We start from the raw sequence: 23,473 nt of genomic DNA, 5'->3' as shown, positions 1-23,473 counted from the left end.
TGTTTTTATTGGCGATATTTTCTTCCGATTAGAATCGTGACATTCAAGGTAAGCTCAAGGGAGCTAAGCTCCTGCAAAGACTGGATGCTCCTTGTATCCGCATGCCAAGACAAAGGGGTCATCGCAATGGCATGGGGGATGAGTGAGGCATCTAGCTTTAATCGTGTGCATAGCGGAAGCGACTTAACCAGTTCGAAATTATCCTGGAATCTGGCTTCCAGCTTGGCGCCGGAATGCGGCTCACTGGATGAGCGGAAAGCCGCACGCAGCTCTTGCAGATGCTCGTTGTCAGGAATGACCTTAATTAAAAAACCGTTATTCCTCAGCAAGCGATGGCACTCCGCATAGTTGGTTGGCGATAGAATGTTGAGTATGAAGTCGAATCTGTTGCTCGCCAGCGGGCTTCTAGCCAGATCGGCGACACACCAGAGAAGATGGGGCTGACGGCTGGCAGCCATCCGAACGCCTTCTTTGGCAATATCTAATCCGACGCCCGCTGCTTGAGTGCAACCTTCGGTGTGCATCATGTCCAGTATACGTGCCAGATGTGAGCCTTCCCCGCATCCCATATCGAGCAGACGGACAGACTGGTTTTCGATATGTGTAAGTATTTGGTCGGTTATCAGGCGATCGAGAGATTCGAAGAAGCCGCTCTGGCTTAAGATGCTTCTGGAGCGGAATAAGGCTTGACCATATTTGGACGGCGCGGGACGCGGTAAGAAATGGACATAGCCTTGTTTGGCAATATCGAAGCTGTGCCCTTTGAGGCAGACGAGCTGCCGTAGGTCCTCAACACGCATCATAGAGGAGCAAACGGGACATTGGAATAAGCTGCTGTGAACGCTCATGGCTTCGGCAGCAAGAATACGATTGCGTTTGTTCAGCACAAATAAACACCCTTCCATTCGTTTTCGTTGAATGAAAAAGGCACAGCCAAATAAACCTGGCTTCTTCCCTTAGAAAAAAAGCCGAGCCTTATCTACCGTGCCTCTCATTAGCGCAAACGAATGTAATGAATCATGGTGAATATAGCCTCCAATCGCAAAGACCCTATTAACGATGCTATACCAGCATAACATGAATACTTTTCCGGAAGCGAGAAACATCCCGGTCGCCCATAATGTATAGCTTGGAGGCAAGGAGGTCATGAATCCCGATGTCCCCATTGACGCGTAGATTCTCTTATAGGATCAAAAAAAAGCTGTCTTGGGCAGCTTTTTCTCTTTGGGCACCTGCTATCATCATTCATTCACGACGAGACCAAACAGCGCTGCGAATACATACGCTTGCTCGCGTGAGATGATGCAGCCCTTCAAGTCCTCGATATTGACGCTTAGTCCATTGAATTCGCAATCGCTCAGATCGATGCCGCTAAGCGGCGTGCCGGAGAACTGAGCCCGGTCGATATTGCAACGGGACAACTCGGTTTTCTGAAGCTTGGCGAAACAGATGTCAGCTCGGCTGAAGGAGCTGTCCTGAATAATGAATTGCTTCGTATTCGATACTCGCAGCGAAGCATAGTCGGCAAGGGCATTATCGATCAGTACGTTTCGGATCGTGGCCCCTGTTAGCTGCAGGCCGATCATTTTGCAATCGCGGAATTCGGTACGGTGGATGACAGCATCTGTCCATTCGGCATTGGAGAAATCGCATTTCTCGAAGATGACGTCGGTCATCTCCATTCTGGTCCAAGACGTATCCGCGAATATCACATTCTTGAATATAATTTTCTCGAACGTAACTCGGTCAATATCACGGTCGTCGAAGACGCAATCCTGGATGATGCCCATCTCTATGAAATCTTGCACAGCCAGGTCCGGCTTAGATAGTATAGGTAGATTCGCGGGCAGAATGGGTGATTCGATTTTCATGGTTTTCTTCTTTGTCATAGCTTTCATCTCCTATAGGATAAGGGTCCGATCGATATTTCCTTACTACATACTAACATAGCAGAATTCTGAAACAACAAAGATTTTGCCCATGTTGAGTGGTTGTGGTTAACGTTCAATGGCAGTCCACATACGATAAATAATTTTTATATGGTGTATAGAAAATGCGAAGTTTCGCTTATCAATATAGCGTGGTAAAGTGAATGAAAATGGTAACGGGAGTGAGCGTCATGGAACTGGATGTCATTTCGAATGATTTTCGTCGATTTGCCAAAGACTGCAAAGATTCGAGTCGTCTGTATGAGTATCTGTCGCAGAGAATAGCCCAGGACAAAGAGTTGTTGCAATTATCTTCCCAAGCCAAGGAAGGTCAACCTATTCCCAATCTGCTGTTCGGTGCGGTTCATTACTTGCTGATGCAGGGCAAGTCTCATCCGCTGGCCATGTATTATGGAAGTCTTGTGGCAGAGCCTGGTGCAGCCGAAGAAGCATTCCCAGCATTCAAGCAGTTCTGTGCGCAATATAGGGAGGAAATAATCCCTATTCTAGCAAGCAAAAATGTGCAGACGAACGAGGTTAGACGCTGCGCTTACCTTTATCCGGTCTTTTGCTCCATCTATGCATCGATGCAGCGGCCGCTATCCCTGATTGAGATTGGCACGAGCGCTGGACTGCAGCTGTATTGGGACCGCTACGGCTATTCCTACTCATCGAAGCCTGGTATAGTTTTCGGCAATCCTAACTCTGAGCTGGTGCTTGTCTCGGAGATGAGAGGGAAGGGTTGGCCGGATTTGTCGCCCCTAAGTCCACCTGTAACCGACAGGATCGGCATTGATCTGCATGTGAATGATCTTTCGGATGCAGAAGACTGCCTATGGCTTCAAGCATTGATCTGGCCAGAGCATGCCGAGCGAAGAACCAACTTCGATAAGGCAGCTTCTATCGCAAAAAACGGAGGAGCAAGGCTCGTTCAAGGCAACGGAGTGAAGCTGCTTTCCGAACTGGCGGAAATGACTGATCCTGAATCGGTATTATGCGTCTTTCATACCCATGTAGCGAACCAGTTGTCCGAGCATGATAAAAATGAGCTCCTTCAGACAATCGACCAGCTAGGCGGCCGGCGGGAGGTGTTTCATATTTACAATAATATGCGGGATGGGCAGCTGCATGTGGATGGCTATAGGAATGGCGTATTGCAGGAGATCATTGTTGCTGAAATTGACGGACATGGGCGATGGTTCAGCAGGTGACATGATAAAAAATCCTGTGGTTTCGTTTGTTCAGCCTGTTACAGCTTATTATCTCATCTCAACCATCAAGTATGACGAAGCTCCAACGGCCGAGGACATTGCCAATTTGGAATCGGATGACAACGAACATGTACTTGTTCATGAAGGAAAACCGTTTCTGGAAGGACATGTTGACATTTCAACCCCAACACCGAATATTGTGCCTTGGATTGGAAAGACACTGTACGTGTATGTAGTACTGAAAACAGAGGATGGGGAGCTGCATTTCATAGGAGACCCTGAAGAACCGTTTTCCTTTCAAGCTGAAATTAATCCATAACGCTAATGTGCAGCAGTTTCTCGCCCCGTGCTGGGGAGAGGAGCTGCTTTTTTTGATCATCATAAATGTGCTGAAATTAGCTTTGTCATCACAGAATGCCGCGTATCTATATCCGGGCGAACGTTACCCCTTGCTGCCAATAATCGTAAAGCGTAAGTCTGACTTATTCGGGCATCCTATGGGAAAAGACAGAAGGAGCGATCAGTATGGCCCGGAGAAGAAGGTATGTGGTGCCAGAAGCGGCGCGCGGCATGCAGGCTTTCAAAGCAAATGTGATGAAGCAAGAAGGTTATAATGTAAATCCTGAGCGGCCTGACGATGTGAAGTATGAAGTAGCTAAGGAGCTTGGCATTCCCTTGAGACAAGGCGACAATGGAGACCTGTCCACGGAATCAGCAGGACATATCGGTGGCAAGATCGGCGGATCAATGGTTCGCGAGCTGGTTCGTATGGCGCAAGATCGTTTGTCCAAGCAATAGAAAACAAACCGTCAGAGAATACAGCTCTGGCGGTTTTGTCATCTATTAATAGACCAGTGCGGCTGCATCTTGGCGAATATGCTCAACGTATGCTTTCGCCCGATCAGCGAGATATTCATCCGTCCGTTCTTGTACGTGATAGAGGACAAAGGCTGGCAAGTAGGTGCCATTAATTTTAGTGACCGTCGCTTGGATCGGTCTAAGCAGCTCGCTGATGGTGAAGGCATTTTGTCCACCGGAGCGATATTGCTTCTCTGTTCCGCCAGTTGTGACGGCAGCCAGAAATTCCTTCCCTTGAAGTTGGTTGCCTCCCGGTCCATAAGCCCAGCCGTAGGTGAGCACATCGTCAAACCATTTTTTCAGCAGCGGTGGCGTGCTGTACCAGAACACGGGAAATTGGAATACGACCCGGTCATGGGCCAGCAGCAATTGTTGTTCCTTCTCTACATCAATGTTCCAGTCTGGATACTGTTGGTAGATATTGTGGAAATGGATATGGTCATAAGACGTCAGTTCACGGGCCAAAGCTTCATTGCCGCGTGACTCTTGCAAATTTGGATGTGCGGATATCACTAAAATGTTCAAGGTTAACACCCTTTCATGAGTTGTGGCAATCGCGATTACAACCTCATTATTGAGCAAATTTCATGCGTTGAAAAGTACGCAGTTTTGTGGTACTAGGTTCTATAAAACGTACCATTGGCAGTTACTGATTCTCTGGAATACAGTACGAAAAAACGTACTAAGTATGATAAAAAATCGTACTGTTGTTATTCGAGATACTCTGATAAAGTAACAGTAATTATTGTTTTTCAGCTGGGAGGAGACGAGGCATGCCAATGGAAGAGAATGATCCCGATCGAACGAAGGGGATAATGGCCACTCTCCAAGTCATCGGAGGAAAGTGGAAGCCGCTTATCGTCTTTATCTTGCTGTATCACGGTACAAAGCGCTTTGGTGAGCTGCGCCGGATGCTGCCGAACATAACACAAGGCATGCTGACCAATCAGTTGCGCGAGCTGGAGCGGGATGGACTTGTTGTACGGAAGGTATATCATGAGATCCCTCCTAAAGTGGAATATGATCTGTCGGAGCATGGCCGGACGTTAAGCGCTGTTTTAGCGGATATGTGCGGCTGGGGCTTTAAGCATATGGAGTTTATGAACACATTGGAAGAAACACGTGAAGAGGATTATGCGGATCAACCGCAATCTCAATAAATAGAATAGATATGTAAAAGAAGCACCCGATCAATCGAATCGGGTGCTTCTCTGCGTTATCTCGTTCTGTCTGACTATACGTAGGGCTGATCGGTCTCTGTATAGACAGATATGAGTACGATCGCTTGCTCATCACCGATATTACGGACGAGATGGGGCGTGCATGCATTCCAGGAGAAAGAGTCGCCTTCTGTGAACTCGGCCGAATCCTCGCCTTGCTCCGCATAGATTCTGCCCTTGATCACCACATGCACTTCTTCGCCTTCATGGGCATGAGGGACATTTCCTGTGGAAGCGCCGGGAGGAAACTCGACAAGCATCATCTTCACGTTTTTGGAGGAGCTGAGATGCTCGACCTTCAGTTGCTCGATTCCACTTGTCGTCACTTTGCGCTCGGACTTACGCACGATCCCCATGCGCTCCTCTTTTTTCAGCAGCAAATAGGCTAGAGGAACCTTCAAGGCGTTCGCGATGTTTTCCAATGTAGCAATGGAGGGGGAAGTCTTATTGGTCTCAACCTGACTCAAGAAGCCTTGGGACAAGCCGGTTTCTTCGCATATTTGTGCGATCGTAATCGCTTTTCGCTTTCGAATGGCCCGAATGTTGGAGCCGATATCCATAGAGTTCACGCATCCTCAAAAATATTTGTGATACAGATGATATATTCATATTATCAATTTTCCCATTGACATGCCAGCCCTCTGTCATTTAAATTACTTATATAAAATTAATTTCTTTATAACTAATATTTTATTCAAGAGGTGACTTCTATGATACCTGCTTATGCTTATCAAATTAGCTTGCCGGAGCACGTGGAGCCGGACAAGACGTATCCCACCGTATTTACTTTGCATGGGAAGGGGTCGAATGAGCGCAATATGGCGGGTCTGACGGAGCCGCTGGAGGGGGATTTCATTACGATCCATATTCGCGGCGATCTTTTGCTCGGGGCAGGCTATCAATATTATGAGCTGAAAAGCTTGGGCAACCCCGTGCGTGAATCATTCGACCGGGCCGTGCAGCAGTTGGAAGCTTTTATCGGTTATGCATCGGAGAAATATCCGGTGGATACAGGTCGCCGCTATCTGCTTGGGTTCAGCCAAGGGGCCATTATTTCGCTGACGCTGGCGCTCACTTTGGGGGATGCTTTGCAGGGCATTGTTGCGCTTAACGGCTATATTCCGCAGTTCGTGAAAACGGAGTATTCGGTCAAAGCTATGGAGGACGTGTCAGTGTTCCTCTCGCATGGTGAATACGATTCGGTATTCCCTATTCATATTGGTCATGAGACTGCCGAGTACATGCAAGGCATGACCTCCAGGCTGACCTTCAAAACCTATGCGTCGGATCATGGCGTGACAGAGGAGAATAAAGCTGATTATGTGAGCTGGCTGTTGCAGGAGGCGGCAATAATAGAGGATAAAGGAGCGATGAAGTCATGATACCTTCCTATTTTTTCGCGCATGGAGCGCCTTCGCTTGTATTGGAGGAACATGCCTACACGGATTTGATGAAGCAATTTGGCGCAAATACGCCTAAGCCGAAGGCGATTGTATTGTTCTCCGCCCACTGGGAGCAGCCTGTCCAGACGATTGGCGCGGCAACGCAATACAGCACGATCTATGATTTCGGCGGGTTCCAGGACGAGCTATACCAGATGACCTATCCGGCCAAAAGCGATAAGGCGCTGAGCGAGCGTATTCAATCCTTATTCGCCAAGCATGGCATCGAGAGCGTATTGGACGAAGAACGCGGGTTAGATCACGGCGCTTGGGCCGTGCTGAAGCTGCTGTACCCGGACGCGGATATCCCGGTGATAGCGTTGTCGGTGAATCGGTATTTGACGCCGGAGCAGCAGTATGAGATCGGTAAGGCGCTTGGCGAGCTAAGGGAGCAGGATATACTCATCATCGGCAGCGGGGGAACGGTGCATAATTTGCGCCGGCTGAACTGGCGTTCGAATGGCGATATGGACGACTGGGCAGAAGCCTTCGATAATTGGTTGCAGAGCAAGCTGGAGAATTGGGATATGGAGGCGTTGTTCCGTTATATGGAGCTTGCACCTCATGCGAACGACGCGGTTCCTACCAGCGAGCATTTCATTCCTTTGCTGCTTGCTATGGGCACAGGGGATGTGAACCGGCAAGCCAAGCTGCTTCACCGCAGCTATCAGTACGGCAATTTAAGCTTGAGCTGCTGGCAGTTTAATTAAAAGAAGAAGGCGAATTCTATGGCAACATCTATACGGGCAGCGGCGGAGAGAATAGTCGTATTCTCGCTCGCTGCCGTCTTTATCGCGCAGCAGATCACCCATCTGGAGCTGCTGCTTTATCCGCTTGGAGGGCTGGCGTTTCTGGCGATTGCGCTATCGCTTCCAAGGCTTAAAGGAATAGCCAAGTGGCTTGCGACTGGCTTTATGGGTGGTGGTGTGCTGCTCATGCTGCTCCAGAAGGCGGATGTCCGTCTTTGGTTTGAGTCGGCAGCCATTAACGCTACTCTCGTTACCTTGTTCGTATTTGCCCCGCTGTTCGGGATTCCGGTTCGGCTGCCCGCATACGTTGCGTCGCTGCGTCGCTTCTACGAGCGGAGCGTCAGAAGCAAAACCGTGATGTTTACGGGGACACAGCTTCTTACCCAAATCATGGGCGCGTTCATCAATGTGGGGTCCATTTCGGTGGTCTACCATCTCGCCTTCGTCAAGCCGCATTCAGGTGGCGTGGCGCGGCTGCTGGCTTCAGCAATGAATCGGGGATTCGGCGGTGCGATTATGTGGTCGCCGTATTTTGCCGCGATGGCGCTCGTCACGTCGGCGTTGTCGCTAGGCTGGTCGTCCATCTTGCCCTATGTGCTTGGACTATCGCTGATCAGCGTAGCGGCGAGCGTCTTGGTGAACTTGCGAGAGCTTGGCCGCGAGGAGCAGCGAGATGAAGTTAGCGCGGAACCGGTGTCGGCGGAGCACGCAGGAACTAGCGAGTCCCATACTCGAGCACCATTCCCTCCCGGACTTGCTGCTTATCTTATATTGGCGATTGCGTCAGTTTTGCTGCTGGAGAATCTGGTGGAGCTGCCGATGGTGCTTATCACTTGCATAGGCGCTGTCCTAATTCCGTTGCTGTGGTGCTGGGCGAAGGGTTCGATGGCAACGTACCGCCAAGGCATCGGCAATCACGTATCCGTTACGCTGCCTGCCTTGCAGAAGGAGATAACGCTGTTTCTTGCTGCCGGATTTTTCAGCGGTTCCATCCGATCCACTGGATTCGGGACTTACATTCCCGAGCTGCTGGAGAAGCTGCCTGTTCCGATATGGCTCGCGTTTTCGATCATGACCATTTTGCTTATCATGCTTACATCCTGGGTGGGGCTTCATCCCATCGTACCGGTCACGATTCTTGCCACGGGCATCGATCCTGCCTCGGTCGGGATTAGCTCTGTCTATTTCGCGGTGCTGCTGCTGGGCAGCTGGGGCTCCTCCAATCCAATCTCGCCAGCATCGGCTGTCAATCATCTGCTCGCAGGCTTGCAGAACAAGACAGTTATAGAGATGGCACGGCCGAACTATGCGTATGCGTTCTGGATGGCATCGGCTCTTGTGCTTTATTTGGCACTATGGCGGGTTCTGATATAGGCAACGTAGCAAGACCCATACTGGGGTAACACGATCAACATAAAGACGGCTGCCGATTTATGACTCGGCAGCCGTTGATTTTTAGGACAACCCCTTTTTATAACGATTCATCGTCTACCGCATTCAGCCAGCTATCGATTGTTCCGATGACGGAAGTGACGCAGCCGTCCTCGAATGGAGAGACGAGGCCCGCTTCATCGACAAGCTCAGTGAAGGACAGGCTGCCCCCAAGCTTGCATAAGTTCAGATAGTCCGCCCAAGCTGCGTGACGGTTTTCATGCATCTTCTTCCAGAATTGAAACGCACACAGCTGAGCCAGCGTGTAGTCGATGTAATAGAAAGGCGAATTAAAGATATGGCTTTGTCTATGCCAGAAGCCGCCCTGCTCGAGATAGGTATTGTCCGCATATTGGCGATGAGGCAAATATTTCTGCTCAATATTGCGCCAAGCTTCCTTGCGCTCCGCAGGGGTCGCTTCCGGATGCTCATAGACAAAATGCTGAAATTCATCGACAGTTACGCCGTAAGGGATAAAGATAAGCGCGCTTGCCAGATGGTCGAACCGATATTTATCTGCATCTTCCTTGAAGAACAAGTCCATCCACGGCCAAGTGAAAAACTCCATGCTCATGGAATGAATCTCGCAAGCCTCGTACGTTGGGAAGCTGTACTCCGGCACCGCATAGCTCCGGCTTTGGTATACCTGGAAGGCATGCCCCGCCTCATGCGTCAACACATCGATATCGCCCGACGTGCCATTGAAGTTGGAGAAGATATAGGGAGCCTGATGCTCACTAATGTACGTGCAATAGCCTCCGCCCCGTTTTCCTTTCTTACTCACAAGATCCATCAGCTCGTTGTCCTGCATGAAACGGAAGAACTCATCTGTTTCCGGCGACAGCTCGGCATACATCTTGGCGCCGTTGCTCACGATCCAGTCGGGATCTCCCTTCGGAGTCGCGTTGCCCGATAGGAAGGCCAGGCTTTCATCGTAATAGAGCAGTTCATCGACGCCGATGCGGTTCTGCTGGCGCTGCTTCAGCTTTGTGGCTACAGGCACAATATGTTCCAGTACTTGCTCGCGGAAGTTCGCCACCATCTCGGCGTTGTAATCCGTACGGCTCATTCTAGCGTAGCCTAGCTCGACATAGTTGCGGAAACCAAGCTTATGCGCAATGCTCGTCCGCGTCTTGACTAGCTCGCCGTAGATGCGATCGAAGTCCTCTTCATGCTGGGCCATGAAACCAAAGGAGGCTTCGGCAGCCCGTTTGCGCATATCGCGATCCGGAGATTGCTGGAATGGCGCAAGTTGGGACAATGTGCGCTCCTCGCCCTCGAATGGGATTTTTGCAGAAGCAAGCAGATTGCCATATTCCGTCGTCAGCTTATTCTCAAGCTGAAGCTCTTCAATGACTTCCGGGCTGAATGTCTGCAGTGACAGCTCAGCCAGTTGGAAGAGCTGGCGACCCCATTTCGCCTCAAGCTGATCACGAAAGACCGATTCAACCAATGCTCGATAATAGTCGGTAATGTACTCCTGGACGATAGGACCGTTCTCATCGAAGAAGTCTTGCTCCGCTTTGTAATAGTCATCGTTCGTATCGATGGAATGGCGGATACTGGCAATCGTCCCCATCGTATCGAACTCGCTGCGCAGCTTGTTGAGCGCAGTCATCGCCTCGTCCTGCTCCTCATACGTGGCAGCTTGCGTGAATGCGCCTAGCAGCTCCTTGAATGTTAATTCGAACGTTTTGACGTCCGGCCTTTGGTAGGCGTATGTACTAAATTTCATAACGAACACCTGCTTTCCTATCTTTTACATACCTCATTATACGCCTGATGGAATGGGGTTAGTCTACAGCTATTTGATGTTTTCCGAGGTCAAGCAGCTGATCTTAATCAGCATCTCTGCTGAATCGTCAATTAAAAAAGACGAGTTTTAAATGATAGATTAGACAAGGGAGTGCAAATAGAAGATACAGGCCGCTGGTTCCTTGTCGTACTTCTATTTTCTGTGTAAGTCATTGCCGATATACTTTAATATAGCAAGAGAAAGAGTAATCTTGTAAGATATTGATGTTATCACCATTAACGGAATCATTTACGGAGGAATTATGACGATCATTGGCATTGATCTAGGAACCACTAACAGTTTGGTTACATATTGGACGGAAGAAGGGCCGGTCATGATCCCGAACGGGCTTGGTCGGCATTTGACGCCATCGGCGGTGAGCGTGGACAGCGATGGTGAATTTGTTGTGGGACAGATCGCGCTGGAGCGGCAAATCTCTCATCCGGAGCTTAGCGCTTCGTTCTTCAAGCGTTACATGGGAACGAAAAAGCTGATTAAGCTCGGAGATCAGGAGTTTCTGCCTGAGGAGCTGTCCGCTCTGGTCATTAAAGCGTTGAAAAAGGATGCAGAACATGTGCTGGGTAAGCCTGTGCATGAGGCAGTTATTAGCGTGCCCGCTTATTTCAACGATGTGCAGCGCAAGGCGACGAAGCGTGCTGGAGAACTGGCTGGGCTGCGGGTAGAACGTTTGGTGACAGAACCGACTGCTGCAGCTATTGCGTACGGGCTTCACCAGCGGGATGCGGACACGAAGTTCCTCGTCTTCGATCTGGGCGGAGGCACCTTCGACGTCTCCATTCTGGAGTTGTTCGAGCAGGTTATGGAAGTTCGAGCTGTAGCCGGCGACAACTATTTGGGTGGTGAGGACTTTACGCAATTGCTGATCGACCTGTTCCTGGCCCGTCATGGACTAACGGTAGATGAGCTTGAGCTGAAGGAGTATGCGAAGCTGCGCAAGCAAGCGGAGACGGCGAAGCTGAGCTTTGCCGAGAAGAAGGCAGCCCGAATGGTCCACATGCATAAGGAGAATGAGCTTGTCCTTGATATCAGCCTGGATGAATACGAGCAGGCGACGAAACCTCTGCTGCAACGGCTTCGGGCGCCGATTGAGCGCGCATTGTCCGATGCCTCGCTGAAGGTAAAGGATTTGGATGCCATTCTGCTGGTGGGCGGCGCAACTAGACTGCCCTTTATCCGTACATTCGTCAGCAAGCTGTTCGGGCAGCTGGCTTACGCCAACGTCAATCCGGACGAAGTGGTAGGCGTAGGAGCTGGTATTCAAGCGGGCCTGAAGGAGCGTCATGAGAGTCTGAAAGAAGTGGTTCTGACAGACGTATGTCCCTATACGCTAGGTACATCGGTATCCGTCACCAAGTCGAACGGCTACCATGAGAGCGGACATTTCTTCCCGATTATAGAACGCAATACAGCTATTCCGGTTAGCCGAATTGAACGGTTTTTCACCACTAATGACAATCAGCGAATGATTAAAGTCGATATCCTGCAAGGGGAAGCCAGATTATCCCGTGATAACATCTATCTCGGGGAGCTTAACGTACCCGTGCCAATCCGGCCAGCCGGGCAGGAGGGCGTAGATGTCCGGTATACCTACGACATTAACGGTTTGCTGGAGGTGGAAGTGAAGGTCCAGTCCACCGGTCTTGTGAAACAAATGATGATTGAGCGGAATCCGGGAGACATGTCTCCGGAGGAGATGGTAAGACGCATCGAGCAGCTGGCTACTCTCAAGATTCACCCTCGCGACCAACAGGAGAACAAGTGGGTCATCGCTCGCGGCGAGAGGCTGTACGAGGAGCATATCGGCTACGAGCGTATGGAAATCGCCAGGCTGCTGCGAGAGTTCGAGGATGCGCTTGATAAGCAGGAGCCGCGTCGGATTGCGGAGATGAAGAAGCTGTTGAAGGACATATTCGATGCTATAGAGGCCAAAGGAGAGTAGAGCATGGATCAATTTGCAGTCTTGCGCATCAGTCCGACGACGGATCAGAAGGAAATTAAGCGGGCCTACACCCAGCTTGTGAAAATCTACAATCCGGAGACGCATCCGGCAGAGTTTCAGGAAATCCGGGCAGCTTACGAGAAAGCAATGGATGCGGCCAAGTCCGAGGCGTTGACCGGCAGCGAGCCTGAGGACCCGTTGGAACAGTATGTTTACCGTCTGAAGGGGATTTATGATCGCTACGAATCAAGGTTGAATGTGCAGGAATGGAAGGCGCTGCTGGAGTCGGATGTCTGTCAATTGATTGATACGCGAGAGGCGGCAAGCCGCGAGACGCTCAACTTCCTGACGGAACACTTCCATCTTCCTCATCGGATCTGGGTGGAGCTGAATGAGCATTTTGAATGGAACAAGCAGAAGGAGAAGCTTCTGGAAGACTATCATCAGAACTTTATTGAATTCATCATGAATCGAACCGAGAAAGATCAATTTTTCCGTTACCAAGAGCTGCTGAATTGTCAGCCGGGGCAACAGGAGACGTTCATTAAACAATACCGCGCAGGTATGCAAGCAATTGACGACTACGACTACTACACGGCGCGAGAGATAATACTGCAATTGGGGGAGCTGTGTCCGTCCCATCCGGATGCAGAGCTATTGGGAACCCGATACAGTATGGCTGTAGGCAGACTGGCGGAGGCTGGACAGAAGTTTAATGAACTGCTGGATAGGGATGAGACGGACTATTATGCAAGGTATTACCGTGCGGGCTTGCTCTTCCGGTTAGGGCGCTATGAGGAAGCTTATATTGACTATAAGCACATTTTGCCGGTAAGACCGGATGCAGCCGATGTACTCTTCTCGCTAGGGAAGTGCGCTGTAAGTCTGGGTTATTACACGGATGCAGCCACTCATCTGACTTTATTAAAGCAAATTTTGCCGAACGATCATGAAGTGATCAACCTGCTGGCTTCCGCGCAACGCTTCCAGATTGACGAGATGACGAGTGGAACGGGTGGCCAGCCAGATGACGTCGATGCTGCGCAAGAGCTCGTAACAGCATATTTGGCTACGGGACGGGCGGAGGAAGCTTATCGTCTGTTATGCGATCTGGAACCTCAGCATCCTTCCGCAACGCTGCAAGTGCAATTATGTGTGGTCTTGCGCCAATTGGAGAAGAAAGAGCTGGCATTGACCAAGCTGAATGAGGCATTGAACCTGTATCCGGATCATATGGACCTTAACCATTGGAAGGCCGTCTTATTGGAGGAATCCGGGGATCTGGAGACAGCAATCATTTATTACGATAAAGCGATTGAGCTAAAGCCGGATGAAGCGTCGTTATATAACAATAAGGCGTATACGCTTAATTTGCTGAAGCGGCATGAAGAGGCGCTGGAGTCTGCTGATCTGGCGATCCAGTACGATGCAAGCTTCGCGAACAGCTTTAGACAGAGGGCGGATGCGCTGCTTGGGATGGGCCGATATGGCGAGTCTTTTGAAGCAGCGGACAAAGCGCTGTCGCTCAATCCCAATTATACGGAAGCTTATATTGTGAAGATGAGCATGCTGAACCGCGTCGGACAGTATCAGCATGCGGTGGATGTCTTTCAAGAAGCCGCCAGACATGATCTTAGGGACAGCCGTCTCTACGTAGAGAAAGCTGACGCTTTGCGAAATATGGGTGAACTTGAGGAAGCTATTAAGAACTGTGATTATGCGCTGGAGTATGAAGGTGACCCGAGGGATGCGTTTCTATGCAAAGGAATGTGTTACTTCCGCATGCAGCAGTATGAGGAAGCAGCGGTGTATTATGAGAAGGTAATTGCCGAGCATCGCGTGGAACAGGCCGTCTATTACGAAGCGCTGTGCTACTATAATAGGAGAGATCTGGGTGAGGCCCATCGCCGGGCGACAGCAGCGCTTGAGGGGGCTGAGCAAGCGGATTTGTTCTACGATTTGATCGGTGATATTCATAGAGACCGGGGAGAGCGGAGTCAGGCCATCGCTGCTTACCGAAGCGCTATTGACATCGATTCCGAAGTGGCAACTTATCATCTGCAGCTCGGTATTCTGCTTCATCAAGAGGAGACGTGGCAGGAGTGTCTCCATCATCTGAATCGAGCCATTGCGATCGATCCGATGCTGATGAGAGCTTATGAGAGAAAAATTCATGCAACCTATGATTATGCGCAGGACTATGAGCAATGTATTGCCGCCTGCCATGAGCTTCTAGGTGTCGAGCTGGAGAGCGCATACGCGTATGACTTTCTGGCATGGTCGCATTTTATGATGGGCAAGAAAGAAGAGGCTGCATCCTATATTCAGCAAGGCCTTGCTATTGATTCACAGTTCGTCAGCCTCCTTCATCTTCGTATGACGATGCTTATCGAGAATGGGCAGAAGCTGGAGGCGTTGGCGGCCTGTGACCGAATTCTGGAGTTGGAGCCAGATCATGAGGACACGCTGGCGAAGCGCGCCAAGCTGTTGCAAGAAGAGCCGAAGAAGTCGGTCTTCTCCTGGCTAGGAAGGAAGTAATAGACGTCGCAGGCGGGAGGAACCGCTAGCAGGCGATACAAAAAGGATATCTCGTATCCGATAACGGATCGCGAGATATCCTTATTTGTATACGCTAAGATAAGTCGGTGGGAGCCAGATAAGACCACGGAGGAAGATTGCGTGCCAGCCCGTATATCAGGGTCAAGCTGATCATGAACACGACTATGAATCCGCTAATTCGTCGCTTCTTCTTGGCGTTGGCCCAGGCGTATAGGGCAAGCATCGGCGCTAAGATGAAGATTAACGAATTGAATCGAAACGCTTGATAGACATCCATGTCCAGCAGGGAAAGCGCTGCTCTGGTCACGCCGCAGCCCGGACAATATAGTCCGGTAACAGCGTGGAATGGACAAGGGACGGCCAGTCCGGTTACAGGCAGCCAGACCTTGGCATACAGCAATCCGCCTGCACCAAGCATGGTACCCCAGAACAGTCTGGGATGCCGCTTGGGCAGTTCCTTAAGGTCTTGCCATTTGGTTGACATCGGATTGAACCAGGGCATAGGTAATAATGCCGAATCCAAAGATAGACAACACAACGTAAATCAAGGCGTTGTCAGACATTCTAAGTCCGCGCTGTCTTTGCGCTTCTTCGACCTGCTTGGCAACTTGATAGGCCCATACGATTCCCCAGATTCCGCAGGTAACGAGGGTGAGCAGGAAGTGTTTGCCGCCTGTGAACGAATGATCGCCGCTTAAGTATCCGACCTCGTTCGTCATGACGATAAACCAATAGATGCCGTAAATCCCACAGGTCACAATGGATAAAATAATAGCTACTGCAATATTTCGTTGTTGAACCATGAACTTGCACCATCCGATCTAGTTGATAATGAATTTGTCAGGATATGCGGTAATTGTTCTGGCATCGTTATTGGAAGACTCCTAACAGAAAGCCGCTTCAATCGCAGTATTTGACAAACAACGACGAAATAAGTATATGAAAATATGACTATCAAGACAAGGAAAAAATAGAAAGAATAGAAAAAGAAATCAAGCGCAGATGGAACGATTCAAGACTTGATCTTGTCTAATAGGGTGAGGAGGTGAACGCTTGGATTCTCATGCAGAGCTGCACTATTTGACCTATCTGGATTCCATGGACAAGACGGAGTTGTACAACCTGATGACACAGTATGGAGATGATGTCCGGAAGTATGCCTATGCGATGACACGCAACCGGGAACAATCCAAGGATATCGCACAGGAAGTTTTCATTAAAGTGTATCAGAATATCGGTTCATTCAGGGGGCAGTCATCCTTCAAAACATGGCTGTTCACGATTGTGCGCAATCTCGCAATTAACGAGTTGAGATCGAGCTATATGCGGAGGATTGTGTTGTTCGAATGGGTGAGATCGGACAGAACGGCAGGATCGGCAGAGGCGGTTTATTTGGAAGAACAGTCGGAGAAGGAATTGCTGGACATTGTTTTGGGATTGTCGATGAAGCATAGAGAAGTGCTTGTTCTTCATCTGGAACATGGGATGACGAAGGCGGAAATCGGACAACTGCTGAACCTTTCGGAGGGAACGGTCAAGTCCAGGCTGCATCGTGCGCGCAAAATAGTAGAGAGCAAGTGGAAGGAGATGAAGCGATGAGCGAATCCCGATCGGATTGGCAGGACGCTGTAAAGCGGGGGTTATTCGGCAAAGCGGAGTTTAATGAAGAGATGAAGCGTTCGGTACTGAAGGAAATTGATCAGACACCTGCAATGCAATTTCATAAGCATGTGCGGTTTATTGGTATGGCCGCATTGTGTGTCATTGTAGGAGCTGTACTCTTCTACAGTACGAATGGTACCCCGTGGGGGGAACATGCGAGCCAACAGGCGGGCGTAGTCGAGCCAACGCAGCCGAACGACTCCAGTCAGGTTTTAGAGAGGGATGCAATAGGCTTGCCTGTTACGTTCCGGTATTTGGAGGCGAAGACCTTGCAGAAGGATGAGGTGATATGGGAGAGTGATGAGGATATTCTACCTGGCTTATCCAATAAGCATTCTCCGTTATGGAAGCTTTACACTGCGGTGGAATTGCCGTTGGATGAGGTTGAAATTCTAGATCAAAGACATGTCGAAGGTATAGGCTCGGTAATTCGATTTACCAAAATGAATGATACAGCGACCCAGCACGGCACTGATGAGAAGTATGATTATATCGGTTTTGTGATCGATGGTCTCTCAAAGCCGAATACGCTCCTCCATTATGGATTGGGCCATTTATACGATGATGAGATTTTGATGACACGCCTCTTTGGCAAAGAAGTCATTAAAATCGATGTGCAAACCTGCAGAACGGATGGAGAATCCTGTGCTTTCTACATACATGAGCTTGATGGAAGCATTACTACGTATGCGATGTTCGATGCGGCGTCCTATGAGTACGATCTGGATAATGACGGACGCGAAGAGGCGATTGTGACCACTTATAAGCAGAATCAAATTTATGTCTTCAAGGAAGAGAACGGAGAACTGTTATGGGCCAGCATTCGCGATAGTCTTGGTGCAGATCATAGAGATATCGTGAGCTATGATCGGGATAAGGGTTGGTTCACCATACGCGATGCAAGTAGCGGCGACAGTCAGGGCAGCTCGGTACTGACGTACCGCTATGAGGCTGCAACACAGAGTCTTGTCGAAGTTCAGCCTTAGCGAAAAAGAAGGATTATGGGCAGACATGGGAGGGCCTTGCACGTTGGTGCGTGCAGGGCCCTCTTTGCCTTTGCTATGGCCTGATCAATTTGTAGGCCTCGTTTATGAGGTCCTTTGATATGAAGCTGACCGCATTTTTGTTGGAAACGGCCCTAATTGCTTTGGCTTGTCTGTATCTCCAGCACTTGTTCCTATATACTAGTATAAAAACAATGGAGAACGATAACATGTCTAATTTGCCTAATTGTCCTAAATGTAAGTCCGAATACACCTACGAGGACGGCCATTTGATCATCTGTCCGGAGTGCTCGCATGAGTGGTCGCTGACAGCGCAAGAGGAGAATGACGACGAGAGTCGTATCATTAAAGACTCGAACGGAAATGTATTGAATGACGGGGATACGGTATCGGTCATTAAAGATTTGAAGGTGAAAGGAAGTTCGTCCGTCATTAAAATCGGCACCAAAGTGAAGAATATCCGATTAATTGAAGGCGATCATGATATTGACTGTAAGATTGACGGTTTTGGAGCGATGCAGCTGAAATCGGAATTTGTGAAGAAAATATAGGCAATCGAAGTGCTGAATAGGGTACAATAATAATGGATTGTGAAAGGGGAGTATCTGTTGTGGCCAAAGAAGAGTTGCTATTGACGCCAGAAGGATTGGCGAAAATTGAAGAGGAATTGCTGGAGCTGAAGACGGTCAAGCGCAAGGAACTGGCGGCGCGTCTGAAGAATGCGATTAGCTATGGCGATTTGAAGGAGAATAGCGAGTATCATTCCGCCAAGGATGACCAGGCGTTTATGGAGACGAGAATTCTGCAGTTGGAGAGAATGCTCAAAATTGCGCGTGTCGTGGATGCAAGCAGCATAAGCTCGAATCAGGTGAGTATCGGTTCTATCGTCATTTTGAATGACATCGAATATAACGAAAAAATCGAGTATCGCGTGGTCGGTCCTGCGGAAGCTGATGTGACGGACAATAAGATCTCTTACGAAAGCCCGCTCGGTAAAGAGCTGATGGGCAGAAAAGTCGGCGATACGATCAACGTAGACGCGCCGATAGGCATCATCAAGTATGAGCTGCTGGAGATCAGAGCCGTATAAGTCATTGCGTACAAGGCAACTGGTCAATCGGGTCATAACACGGATCAGTTATCAGGAATAGAAATGCTTCTCTAAGCTGCGACCGCTTCTCGATTTTTCGAGGAACGGTCGTTTTGTGTTATGCATCGCTTTAGTCCGCTCAATTGCCGAACATTTGCTGATTTGCTATAATCGGGATGGCCTAACAAGCACACGCATGAACGACACAACTTTCAAGCGAATGCCATTGCGGTATTCGCTTTTTTATGATGAATTTGGATATGGGGAAAGGACATGTGTAAGGGATGAAAAAACGAATAATAGACATTTTGATGATTATGGCGGGCGCTTTTATTTTTGCGGTTGCTATCAATGTGTTTGTCATACCGAATGATCTGGGCGAGGGCGGCGTAACGGGTCTTACGATCATTGCTTATTACCAGTTCCAGTGGTCACCTGGTTTGGTAAACTTGATTATTAACTCTTTCTTGCTGATTGTGGGCTATAGATTTCTGGATAAGACGACAACGGTCTATACCATTATTGCCGTATTGTTCAACTCGCTGTTCCTGCATCTGACGGAGAGCTGGTCGATTTCGACCCATGATCTGATGATCAATACGATATTCGGCGGTGTCCTCACCGGGATCGGCATCGGCATCATTATAAGAGTAGGCGGCACAACGGCGGGTACGACGATACTGGCGAGAATCATGAATAAGTATTTGGACTGGAATATTAGCTATGCGCTCCTGTTCTTCGATCTGATTGTCGTGTTTGCGTCGTATTTCATCATCGGCATTCAAGGCATGCTGTTCACGATTGTGATGCTGTATGTCGGCACGAAGGTGATGGACTTTATTATTGAAGGCTTGAACTCACAGAAGGCGGTTATGATTGTCTCCAATGAGCAGAAGCTGATCGCGGAGAGAGTCAATATGGTGATGGATCGCGGTGTGACGGTATTTTACGGGAAAGGCAACTACACCAATACGCCTAAGGATATTTTGTATATCGTTATTACGAAGCCCGAGGTTAGTATGCTGAAAAAAATCGTGAAGTCGATCGACAAAAATGCGTTCATTACGATCCATGATGTACGCAACGTATTCGGCGAGGGATTCGTCGATATATCGAAATAGAGCTGAGCTGTCATCGGAAGTAATCGCCTTAGATGGCGAGAATTCGCAAATAGCGTTGCTACACACAACGAATTGCGCCAACAGGGTGGGAACTCGAGAAACGGCGCTCGTTCGCACACCATTTGCACAAGCAGGCGGCATCGCCCAGTATAAAGGAATGGCGGTACAGGAATAGACTTCCTGTACCGCCATTTTTATTTGCCAATTCATGTATGAAGTGAGATATCTCGTCACATCGGCAGACCTGTTTAGCACGGCATTCCTTATCGTGACCATGAAGGGACGGATAGCTGAGACATTGCTCATCCTCCCATTAATGCCCCCGGGAGGGACATTCGGACATGCTTCCATGTGCCTTACGAACGAGCAAGTTCCTTGCGTACGATCGGTGCGACTTTCGTGCCGAGCAGCTCGATCGACCGTAGAATATCGCGATGCGGCATGGAGCCGAAGTCCACATGGTGGAAGAAGCGCGTAAGTCCTAAGTTCTTGTGAAGCAATACGATTTTCTCCGCTACATACTCCGGATCGCCGACGTAGAGAGAGCCTCTTAAGCCTCGAGCGGCGTCGAATGCCTCGCGGTCATAATGCGGCCACCCTCTCTCCCGACCAATCGTGTTCATCTGGGCTTGGGTGTAAGGGAAGAAGGTATTCGCCGCTTCCTCAGTCGTATCCGCGATAAAACCATGCGAATGTGTGGCGATCTGCAGCTTCCTCGGATCGTGACCTGCTCGGATTGCGGATTGCTTATACAGATTCACAAGTGGTGCGAACCGTTCCGGCATGCCGCCGATAATCGCGAATACGACAGGCAAGCCCATCATACCTGCACGCACAGCCGACTCCGGGTTGCCGCCTGTCCCGATCCAGACCGGAAGAGGCTCCTGAACGGAGCGCGGATAGACACCGCGATTGTCGATAGCTGGGCGATGGCCTCCGCGCCATGTAACCTTCTCCGATTCGCGTATGGCAAGCAGCAGCTCAAGCTTTTCAGTAAATAATTCATCATAATCGTCGAGGCTGTGACCGAATAATGGGAATGATTCAATAAAGGACCCACGGCCGGCCATAATTTCTGCTCGTCCGTTGGAGATGCCATCCAGTGTGGAGAACGCTTGGTAGACACGTACAGGATCATCCGACGACAGCACGGTCACAGCACTGGAGAGTCGAATATTCTTCGTCCGGGAAGCCGCTGCTGCAAGCAATACAGCGGGAGCGCTTGCCGCATAGTCTGCGCGGTGATGCTCGCCTACGGCATATACGTCAAGGCCGACTTGATCGGCCAGGACAATCTCTTCAATTCCATTACGCAGCCGTTCCGCATGGCTGATCGCTTTGCCGGTGACCGGGTGCGGCGACGCTTCCATAAATGTACTGATTCCAATTTCCATCCTAATCGACGCCTCCTTTGTTTTTTATATTTTACTATAAAAATGAATGTAAATCAATTATAGTAAGTTAATTAACGAGTGGATTGTTACTTATTGTGGCATAAAGTCAGCCGAATTACACGACCCGCCCTATCTGCCGAGATTCTTGCCGTGTTTTGCATTCATCTATATAGATTCTACATAAGTCCAAGGTAGAATGGATGTATCTCTATGCTTAATGGAGGATGGATATGAAAACAATCGCAGTAGTGGATGATGAAGTTAAAATACGCGATGTCATCGTTTCTTATTTGGTGCAGGGAGGATTCCGTTGTCTGGAAGCGGGAACCGCACGGGACGCCTTGCAGATTATCGAAGAGCAGCCGCCTGATCTCATTATATTGGATCTCATGTTGCCGGATATGGACGGAGAGCAGGTGTGCGAGGAAATTCGCCGAACACACTCCATCCCCATCCTGATGTTGACAGCCAAGGCTTCGGAGAGCAATCGAATTAGAGGCTTATCGCTGGGCGCCGATGATTATGTGACGAAGCCATTTGATCCGCGAGAGGTTGTAGCTCGCGTGCGTGCCATATTGCGTCGTACGGACGATGTTCAACTGCTTGCTGATCGCATCGTATTTCATGGGGGTCATCTCGTCATTGATTCGCTTAAGCAGGACGTCTATTGTGGCGGTGAAGCGGTAAGTTTAACCCCAAATGAATACAAGCTGTTACTGGTGCTGGCGAAGCATCCGCAGCGGCGTTTCACGCGGGAGGAGCTGGTAGAGAAAGTGCTGGGGTATGAATTTGAAGGAGATATCCGGACCATTGATCAGCATATCAAAAACATTCGTTCCAAGATCGAGCCCGATCCCAAGTCGCCGATTTATATTGTTACGGTATACGGTTCAGGCTACCGATTCGCGGGGGGAGAGGTATGATGCGGCGCCTTCATATTCGGCTGGCGCTCGTTATGATTGCGCTCGCCGCAGGCGTTGTCGTTATCGCGACGATCAGCATTGTGCTGGAAACTCATTATCACTTCACGATGTATCAGGAGCAGCATGCGGCGTCCGGTATAGATGGCGATGCCGGGGAACTGGGCTATCATTTGGAGCAAGCACTCATTCAGACGATTGTCTGGACAGGACTCGGCTCCATTACGCTTGCCGTCATTCTGGGCTTTTATGTCGCCCGGCGTATATCAGAGCCACTTGTGCATATGAAGCGAATTGCCGAGCGGATGTCGGGCGGTCAGTGGCATTCCAGAGTGCATGTGAAAGGTGAGGACGAGCTGGCGCAGCTCGGCGCTTCTTTGAATTCATTGGCCGATCAGCTTCGTCAGCAGGAGCAGCTCCGGAAGACGATGACGGAAGATATCGCCCATGAGCTGCGTACCCCGCTTGCAGTGCTGAAGAGTCACATGAGAGCGATGGAGGACGGTATCTGGGCGCCTACGCCTGATCGCATCCATGCTTGCTATGAAGAGATCGAGCGGCTAACCCAACTGGTGGCGGAATTGGAGGATTTGACTGATGTAGAATCCCCCGGTTTCCAATTGGACCGCACCATAGCTTCGCTAGACGAGGTGATTCGGCGGGCCGTCGATCTTGTGCATGCAGCATTCAGGGAAAAGGGTGTTAAGCTCATGTGCCGGGCCGACCCGGAGCTTCACTTGGTCATGGACCCGAATCGGATGATGCAGATTCTGGTCAACCTGCTTAGCAACGCTTTGAAGCATACGCCAGAAGCGGGTATCGTCAGCATAGAAGCAGTCGATGAAGGAGCGCAAGTCCGCTTGCTGGTGAAGGATACGGGAGAGGGCATCCCGCCAGAGGAGCTGCCCTATATTTTCGAGCGCTTCTATCGTGCGGAGAAGTCTCGTAGCCGCGAAACCGGGGGCAGCGGTCTCGGACTTACGATCGTCAAGCAGTTGGTGACGGCGCACGGCGGCACTGTATACGCGGATAGCAGCGGAGAAGGAACTTCGATGTACATTAAGCTTCCGAAGCAGCTATAGAATCCTCTACACAAGATCTTCAAAACCTCGTTCTATACTTATCCTAA

Annotated in this window: 24 protein-coding genes; 16 read left to right on the top strand and 8 right to left on the bottom strand. The window is 49.7% G+C overall.

The window, feature by feature from the left end; all coding sequences use genetic code 11:
- Positions 1-5 precede the first annotated feature (5 nt).
- Both DX130_RS19395 and DX130_RS19385 read right to left on the bottom strand, forming a co-directional pair.
- The gene (locus tag DX130_RS19395; RefSeq protein WP_165861367.1) at positions 6-887 is read right to left on the bottom strand and encodes a putative RNA methyltransferase; all 882 of its coding nucleotides are present in this window, start codon (positions 885-887) and stop codon (positions 6-8) included.
- 354 nt (positions 888-1,241) lie between these two features.
- A complete protein-coding gene (locus DX130_RS19385) occupies positions 1,242-1,889 on the bottom strand; it encodes a pentapeptide repeat-containing protein (protein WP_240644595.1) in 648 nt (215 codons plus the stop codon).
- Positions 1,890-2,119: 230 nt separating this feature from the next.
- Here DX130_RS19385 and DX130_RS19380 point away from each other — a divergent pair, with 230 nt between their 5' ends.
- The 3 genes from DX130_RS19380 (at position 2,120) to DX130_RS19370 (ending at position 3,937) form a co-directional block, all read left to right on the top strand.
- Positions 2,120-3,139 (top strand): DUF2332 domain-containing protein, encoded by a 1,020-nt coding sequence (locus DX130_RS19380; RefSeq protein ID WP_116048179.1) that lies wholly within the window; start codon positions 2,120-2,122, stop codon positions 3,137-3,139.
- Positions 3,099-3,458 (top strand): hypothetical protein, encoded by a 360-nt coding sequence (locus tag DX130_RS19375; RefSeq protein ID WP_116048177.1) that lies wholly within the window; start codon positions 3,099-3,101, stop codon positions 3,456-3,458. Before DX130_RS19380 ends, DX130_RS19375 begins: the two co-directional genes overlap by 41 nt.
- 206 nt (positions 3,459-3,664) lie before the next feature.
- Positions 3,665-3,937: an alpha/beta-type small acid-soluble spore protein gene (locus tag DX130_RS19370; RefSeq protein WP_116048176.1), complete on the top strand. Its 273-nt coding sequence runs from the start codon at positions 3,665-3,667 to the stop codon at positions 3,935-3,937.
- 45 nt (positions 3,938-3,982) lie between these two features.
- Here the strand turns inward: DX130_RS19370 and DX130_RS19365 are convergent, their stop codons facing one another.
- The gene (locus DX130_RS19365; RefSeq protein WP_116048174.1) at positions 3,983-4,522 is read right to left on the bottom strand and encodes an NAD(P)H-dependent oxidoreductase; all 540 of its coding nucleotides are present in this window, start codon (positions 4,520-4,522) and stop codon (positions 3,983-3,985) included.
- 248 nt (positions 4,523-4,770) lie between these two features.
- Between DX130_RS19365 and DX130_RS19360 the strand changes: the two genes are divergently transcribed.
- Positions 4,771-5,157, top strand: a complete 387-nt coding sequence (locus DX130_RS19360; protein WP_116048172.1) for a winged helix-turn-helix transcriptional regulator — start codon at positions 4,771-4,773, stop codon at positions 5,155-5,157.
- Between the two features lie 74 nt (positions 5,158-5,231).
- Here the strand turns inward: DX130_RS19360 and DX130_RS19355 are convergent, their stop codons facing one another.
- Positions 5,232-5,777, bottom strand: a complete 546-nt coding sequence (locus DX130_RS19355; RefSeq protein ID WP_116048171.1) for a helix-turn-helix domain-containing protein — start codon at positions 5,775-5,777, stop codon at positions 5,232-5,234.
- 150 nt (positions 5,778-5,927) lie between these two features.
- Here DX130_RS19355 and DX130_RS19350 point away from each other — a divergent pair, with 150 nt between their 5' ends.
- From DX130_RS19350 to DX130_RS19340, 3 genes are read left to right on the top strand one after another with little or no spacing between them, the layout of a single operon-like run.
- Positions 5,928-6,599: an alpha/beta hydrolase gene (locus tag DX130_RS19350; RefSeq protein WP_116048169.1), complete on the top strand. Its 672-nt coding sequence runs from the start codon at positions 5,928-5,930 to the stop codon at positions 6,597-6,599.
- A complete protein-coding gene (locus tag DX130_RS19345; protein WP_116048167.1) occupies positions 6,596-7,369 on the top strand; it encodes a DODA-type extradiol aromatic ring-opening family dioxygenase in 774 nt (257 codons plus the stop codon). Before DX130_RS19350 ends, DX130_RS19345 begins: the two co-directional genes overlap by 4 nt.
- Before the next feature lie 18 nt (positions 7,370-7,387).
- Positions 7,388-8,782, top strand: a complete 1,395-nt coding sequence (locus DX130_RS19340; protein ID WP_116048166.1) for a hypothetical protein — start codon at positions 7,388-7,390, stop codon at positions 8,780-8,782.
- A gap of 97 nt (positions 8,783-8,879) precedes the next feature.
- Here the strand turns inward: DX130_RS19340 and DX130_RS19335 are convergent, their stop codons facing one another.
- Positions 8,880-10,574 carry a M3 family oligoendopeptidase gene (locus DX130_RS19335; RefSeq protein ID WP_116048164.1) on the bottom strand — a complete coding sequence of 565 codons (1,695 nt, stop codon included), beginning with the start codon at positions 10,572-10,574 and terminating at the stop codon, positions 8,880-8,882.
- A 322-nt stretch (positions 10,575-10,896) separates the two neighbouring features.
- On the opposite strand from DX130_RS19335, the gene DX130_RS19330 reads away from it, so the two are divergent.
- Positions 10,897-12,594: a molecular chaperone HscC gene (locus DX130_RS19330; protein ID WP_116048162.1), complete on the top strand. Its 1,698-nt coding sequence runs from the start codon at positions 10,897-10,899 to the stop codon at positions 12,592-12,594.
- A gap of 3 nt (positions 12,595-12,597) precedes the next feature.
- A complete protein-coding gene (locus tag DX130_RS19325; protein ID WP_116048161.1) occupies positions 12,598-15,132 on the top strand; it encodes a J domain-containing protein in 2,535 nt (844 codons plus the stop codon).
- A 94-nt stretch (positions 15,133-15,226) separates the two neighbouring features.
- Here the strand turns inward: DX130_RS19325 and DX130_RS19320 are convergent, their stop codons facing one another.
- Together DX130_RS19320 and DX130_RS19315 are read right to left on the bottom strand one after the other, a co-directional pair.
- Positions 15,227-15,637: a DUF2752 domain-containing protein gene (locus tag DX130_RS19320; protein WP_116048159.1), complete on the bottom strand. Its 411-nt coding sequence runs from the start codon at positions 15,635-15,637 to the stop codon at positions 15,227-15,229.
- Entirely contained in the window at positions 15,612-15,956 is a 345-nt protein-coding gene (locus DX130_RS19315) for a DUF4234 domain-containing protein (RefSeq protein WP_116048157.1), read from the bottom strand. Before DX130_RS19315 ends, DX130_RS19320 begins: the two co-directional genes overlap by 26 nt.
- Positions 15,957-16,206: 250 nt before the next feature.
- Between DX130_RS19315 and DX130_RS19310 the strand changes: the two genes are divergently transcribed.
- The 5 genes from DX130_RS19310 to DX130_RS19290 all read left to right on the top strand — a co-directional run bounded on the left by DX130_RS19310 (position 16,207) and on the right by DX130_RS19290 (position 20,030).
- Positions 16,207-16,752 (top strand): RNA polymerase sigma factor, encoded by a 546-nt coding sequence (locus DX130_RS19310; RefSeq protein ID WP_240644593.1) that lies wholly within the window; start codon positions 16,207-16,209, stop codon positions 16,750-16,752.
- A complete protein-coding gene (locus DX130_RS19305; RefSeq protein WP_116048155.1) occupies positions 16,749-17,801 on the top strand; it encodes a hypothetical protein in 1,053 nt (350 codons plus the stop codon). Before DX130_RS19310 ends, DX130_RS19305 begins: the two co-directional genes overlap by 4 nt.
- A 227-nt stretch (positions 17,802-18,028) precedes the next feature.
- Positions 18,029-18,370: a zinc ribbon domain-containing protein YjdM gene (locus DX130_RS19300; RefSeq protein ID WP_116048509.1), complete on the top strand. Its 342-nt coding sequence runs from the start codon at positions 18,029-18,031 to the stop codon at positions 18,368-18,370.
- A 59-nt stretch (positions 18,371-18,429) separates the two neighbouring features.
- Positions 18,430-18,909, top strand: coding sequence for a transcription elongation factor GreA (greA, locus tag DX130_RS19295; RefSeq protein WP_116048153.1), 480 nt, complete (start codon positions 18,430-18,432; stop codon positions 18,907-18,909).
- A 284-nt stretch (positions 18,910-19,193) separates the two neighbouring features.
- Positions 19,194-20,030, top strand: a complete 837-nt coding sequence (locus tag DX130_RS19290; RefSeq protein ID WP_116048151.1) for a YitT family protein — start codon at positions 19,194-19,196, stop codon at positions 20,028-20,030.
- Positions 20,031-20,386: 356 nt separating this feature from the next.
- On the opposite strand, the gene DX130_RS19285 is transcribed toward DX130_RS19290, so the two are convergent.
- Positions 20,387-21,424 (bottom strand): LLM class flavin-dependent oxidoreductase, encoded by a 1,038-nt coding sequence (locus DX130_RS19285; RefSeq protein ID WP_116048149.1) that lies wholly within the window; start codon positions 21,422-21,424, stop codon positions 20,387-20,389.
- Between the two features lie 230 nt (positions 21,425-21,654).
- Between DX130_RS19285 and DX130_RS19280 the strand changes: the two genes are divergently transcribed.
- Positions 21,655-22,347 carry a response regulator transcription factor gene (locus tag DX130_RS19280; RefSeq protein WP_116048147.1) on the top strand — a complete coding sequence of 231 codons (693 nt, stop codon included), beginning with the start codon at positions 21,655-21,657 and terminating at the stop codon, positions 22,345-22,347.
- Entirely contained in the window at positions 22,344-23,426 is a 1,083-nt protein-coding gene (locus DX130_RS19275; RefSeq protein ID WP_206098861.1) for a sensor histidine kinase, read from the top strand. The genes DX130_RS19280 and DX130_RS19275 overlap by 4 nt, the downstream gene beginning before the upstream one ends.
- Positions 23,427-23,473 lie beyond the last annotated feature (47 nt).

The organism is Paenibacillus paeoniae (genome assembly GCF_003388735.1).
Lineage (GTDB): Bacteria > Bacillota > Bacilli > Paenibacillales > Paenibacillaceae > Pristimantibacillus > Pristimantibacillus paeoniae.
This window is presented reverse-complemented; position numbering and strand designations above follow the sequence as displayed.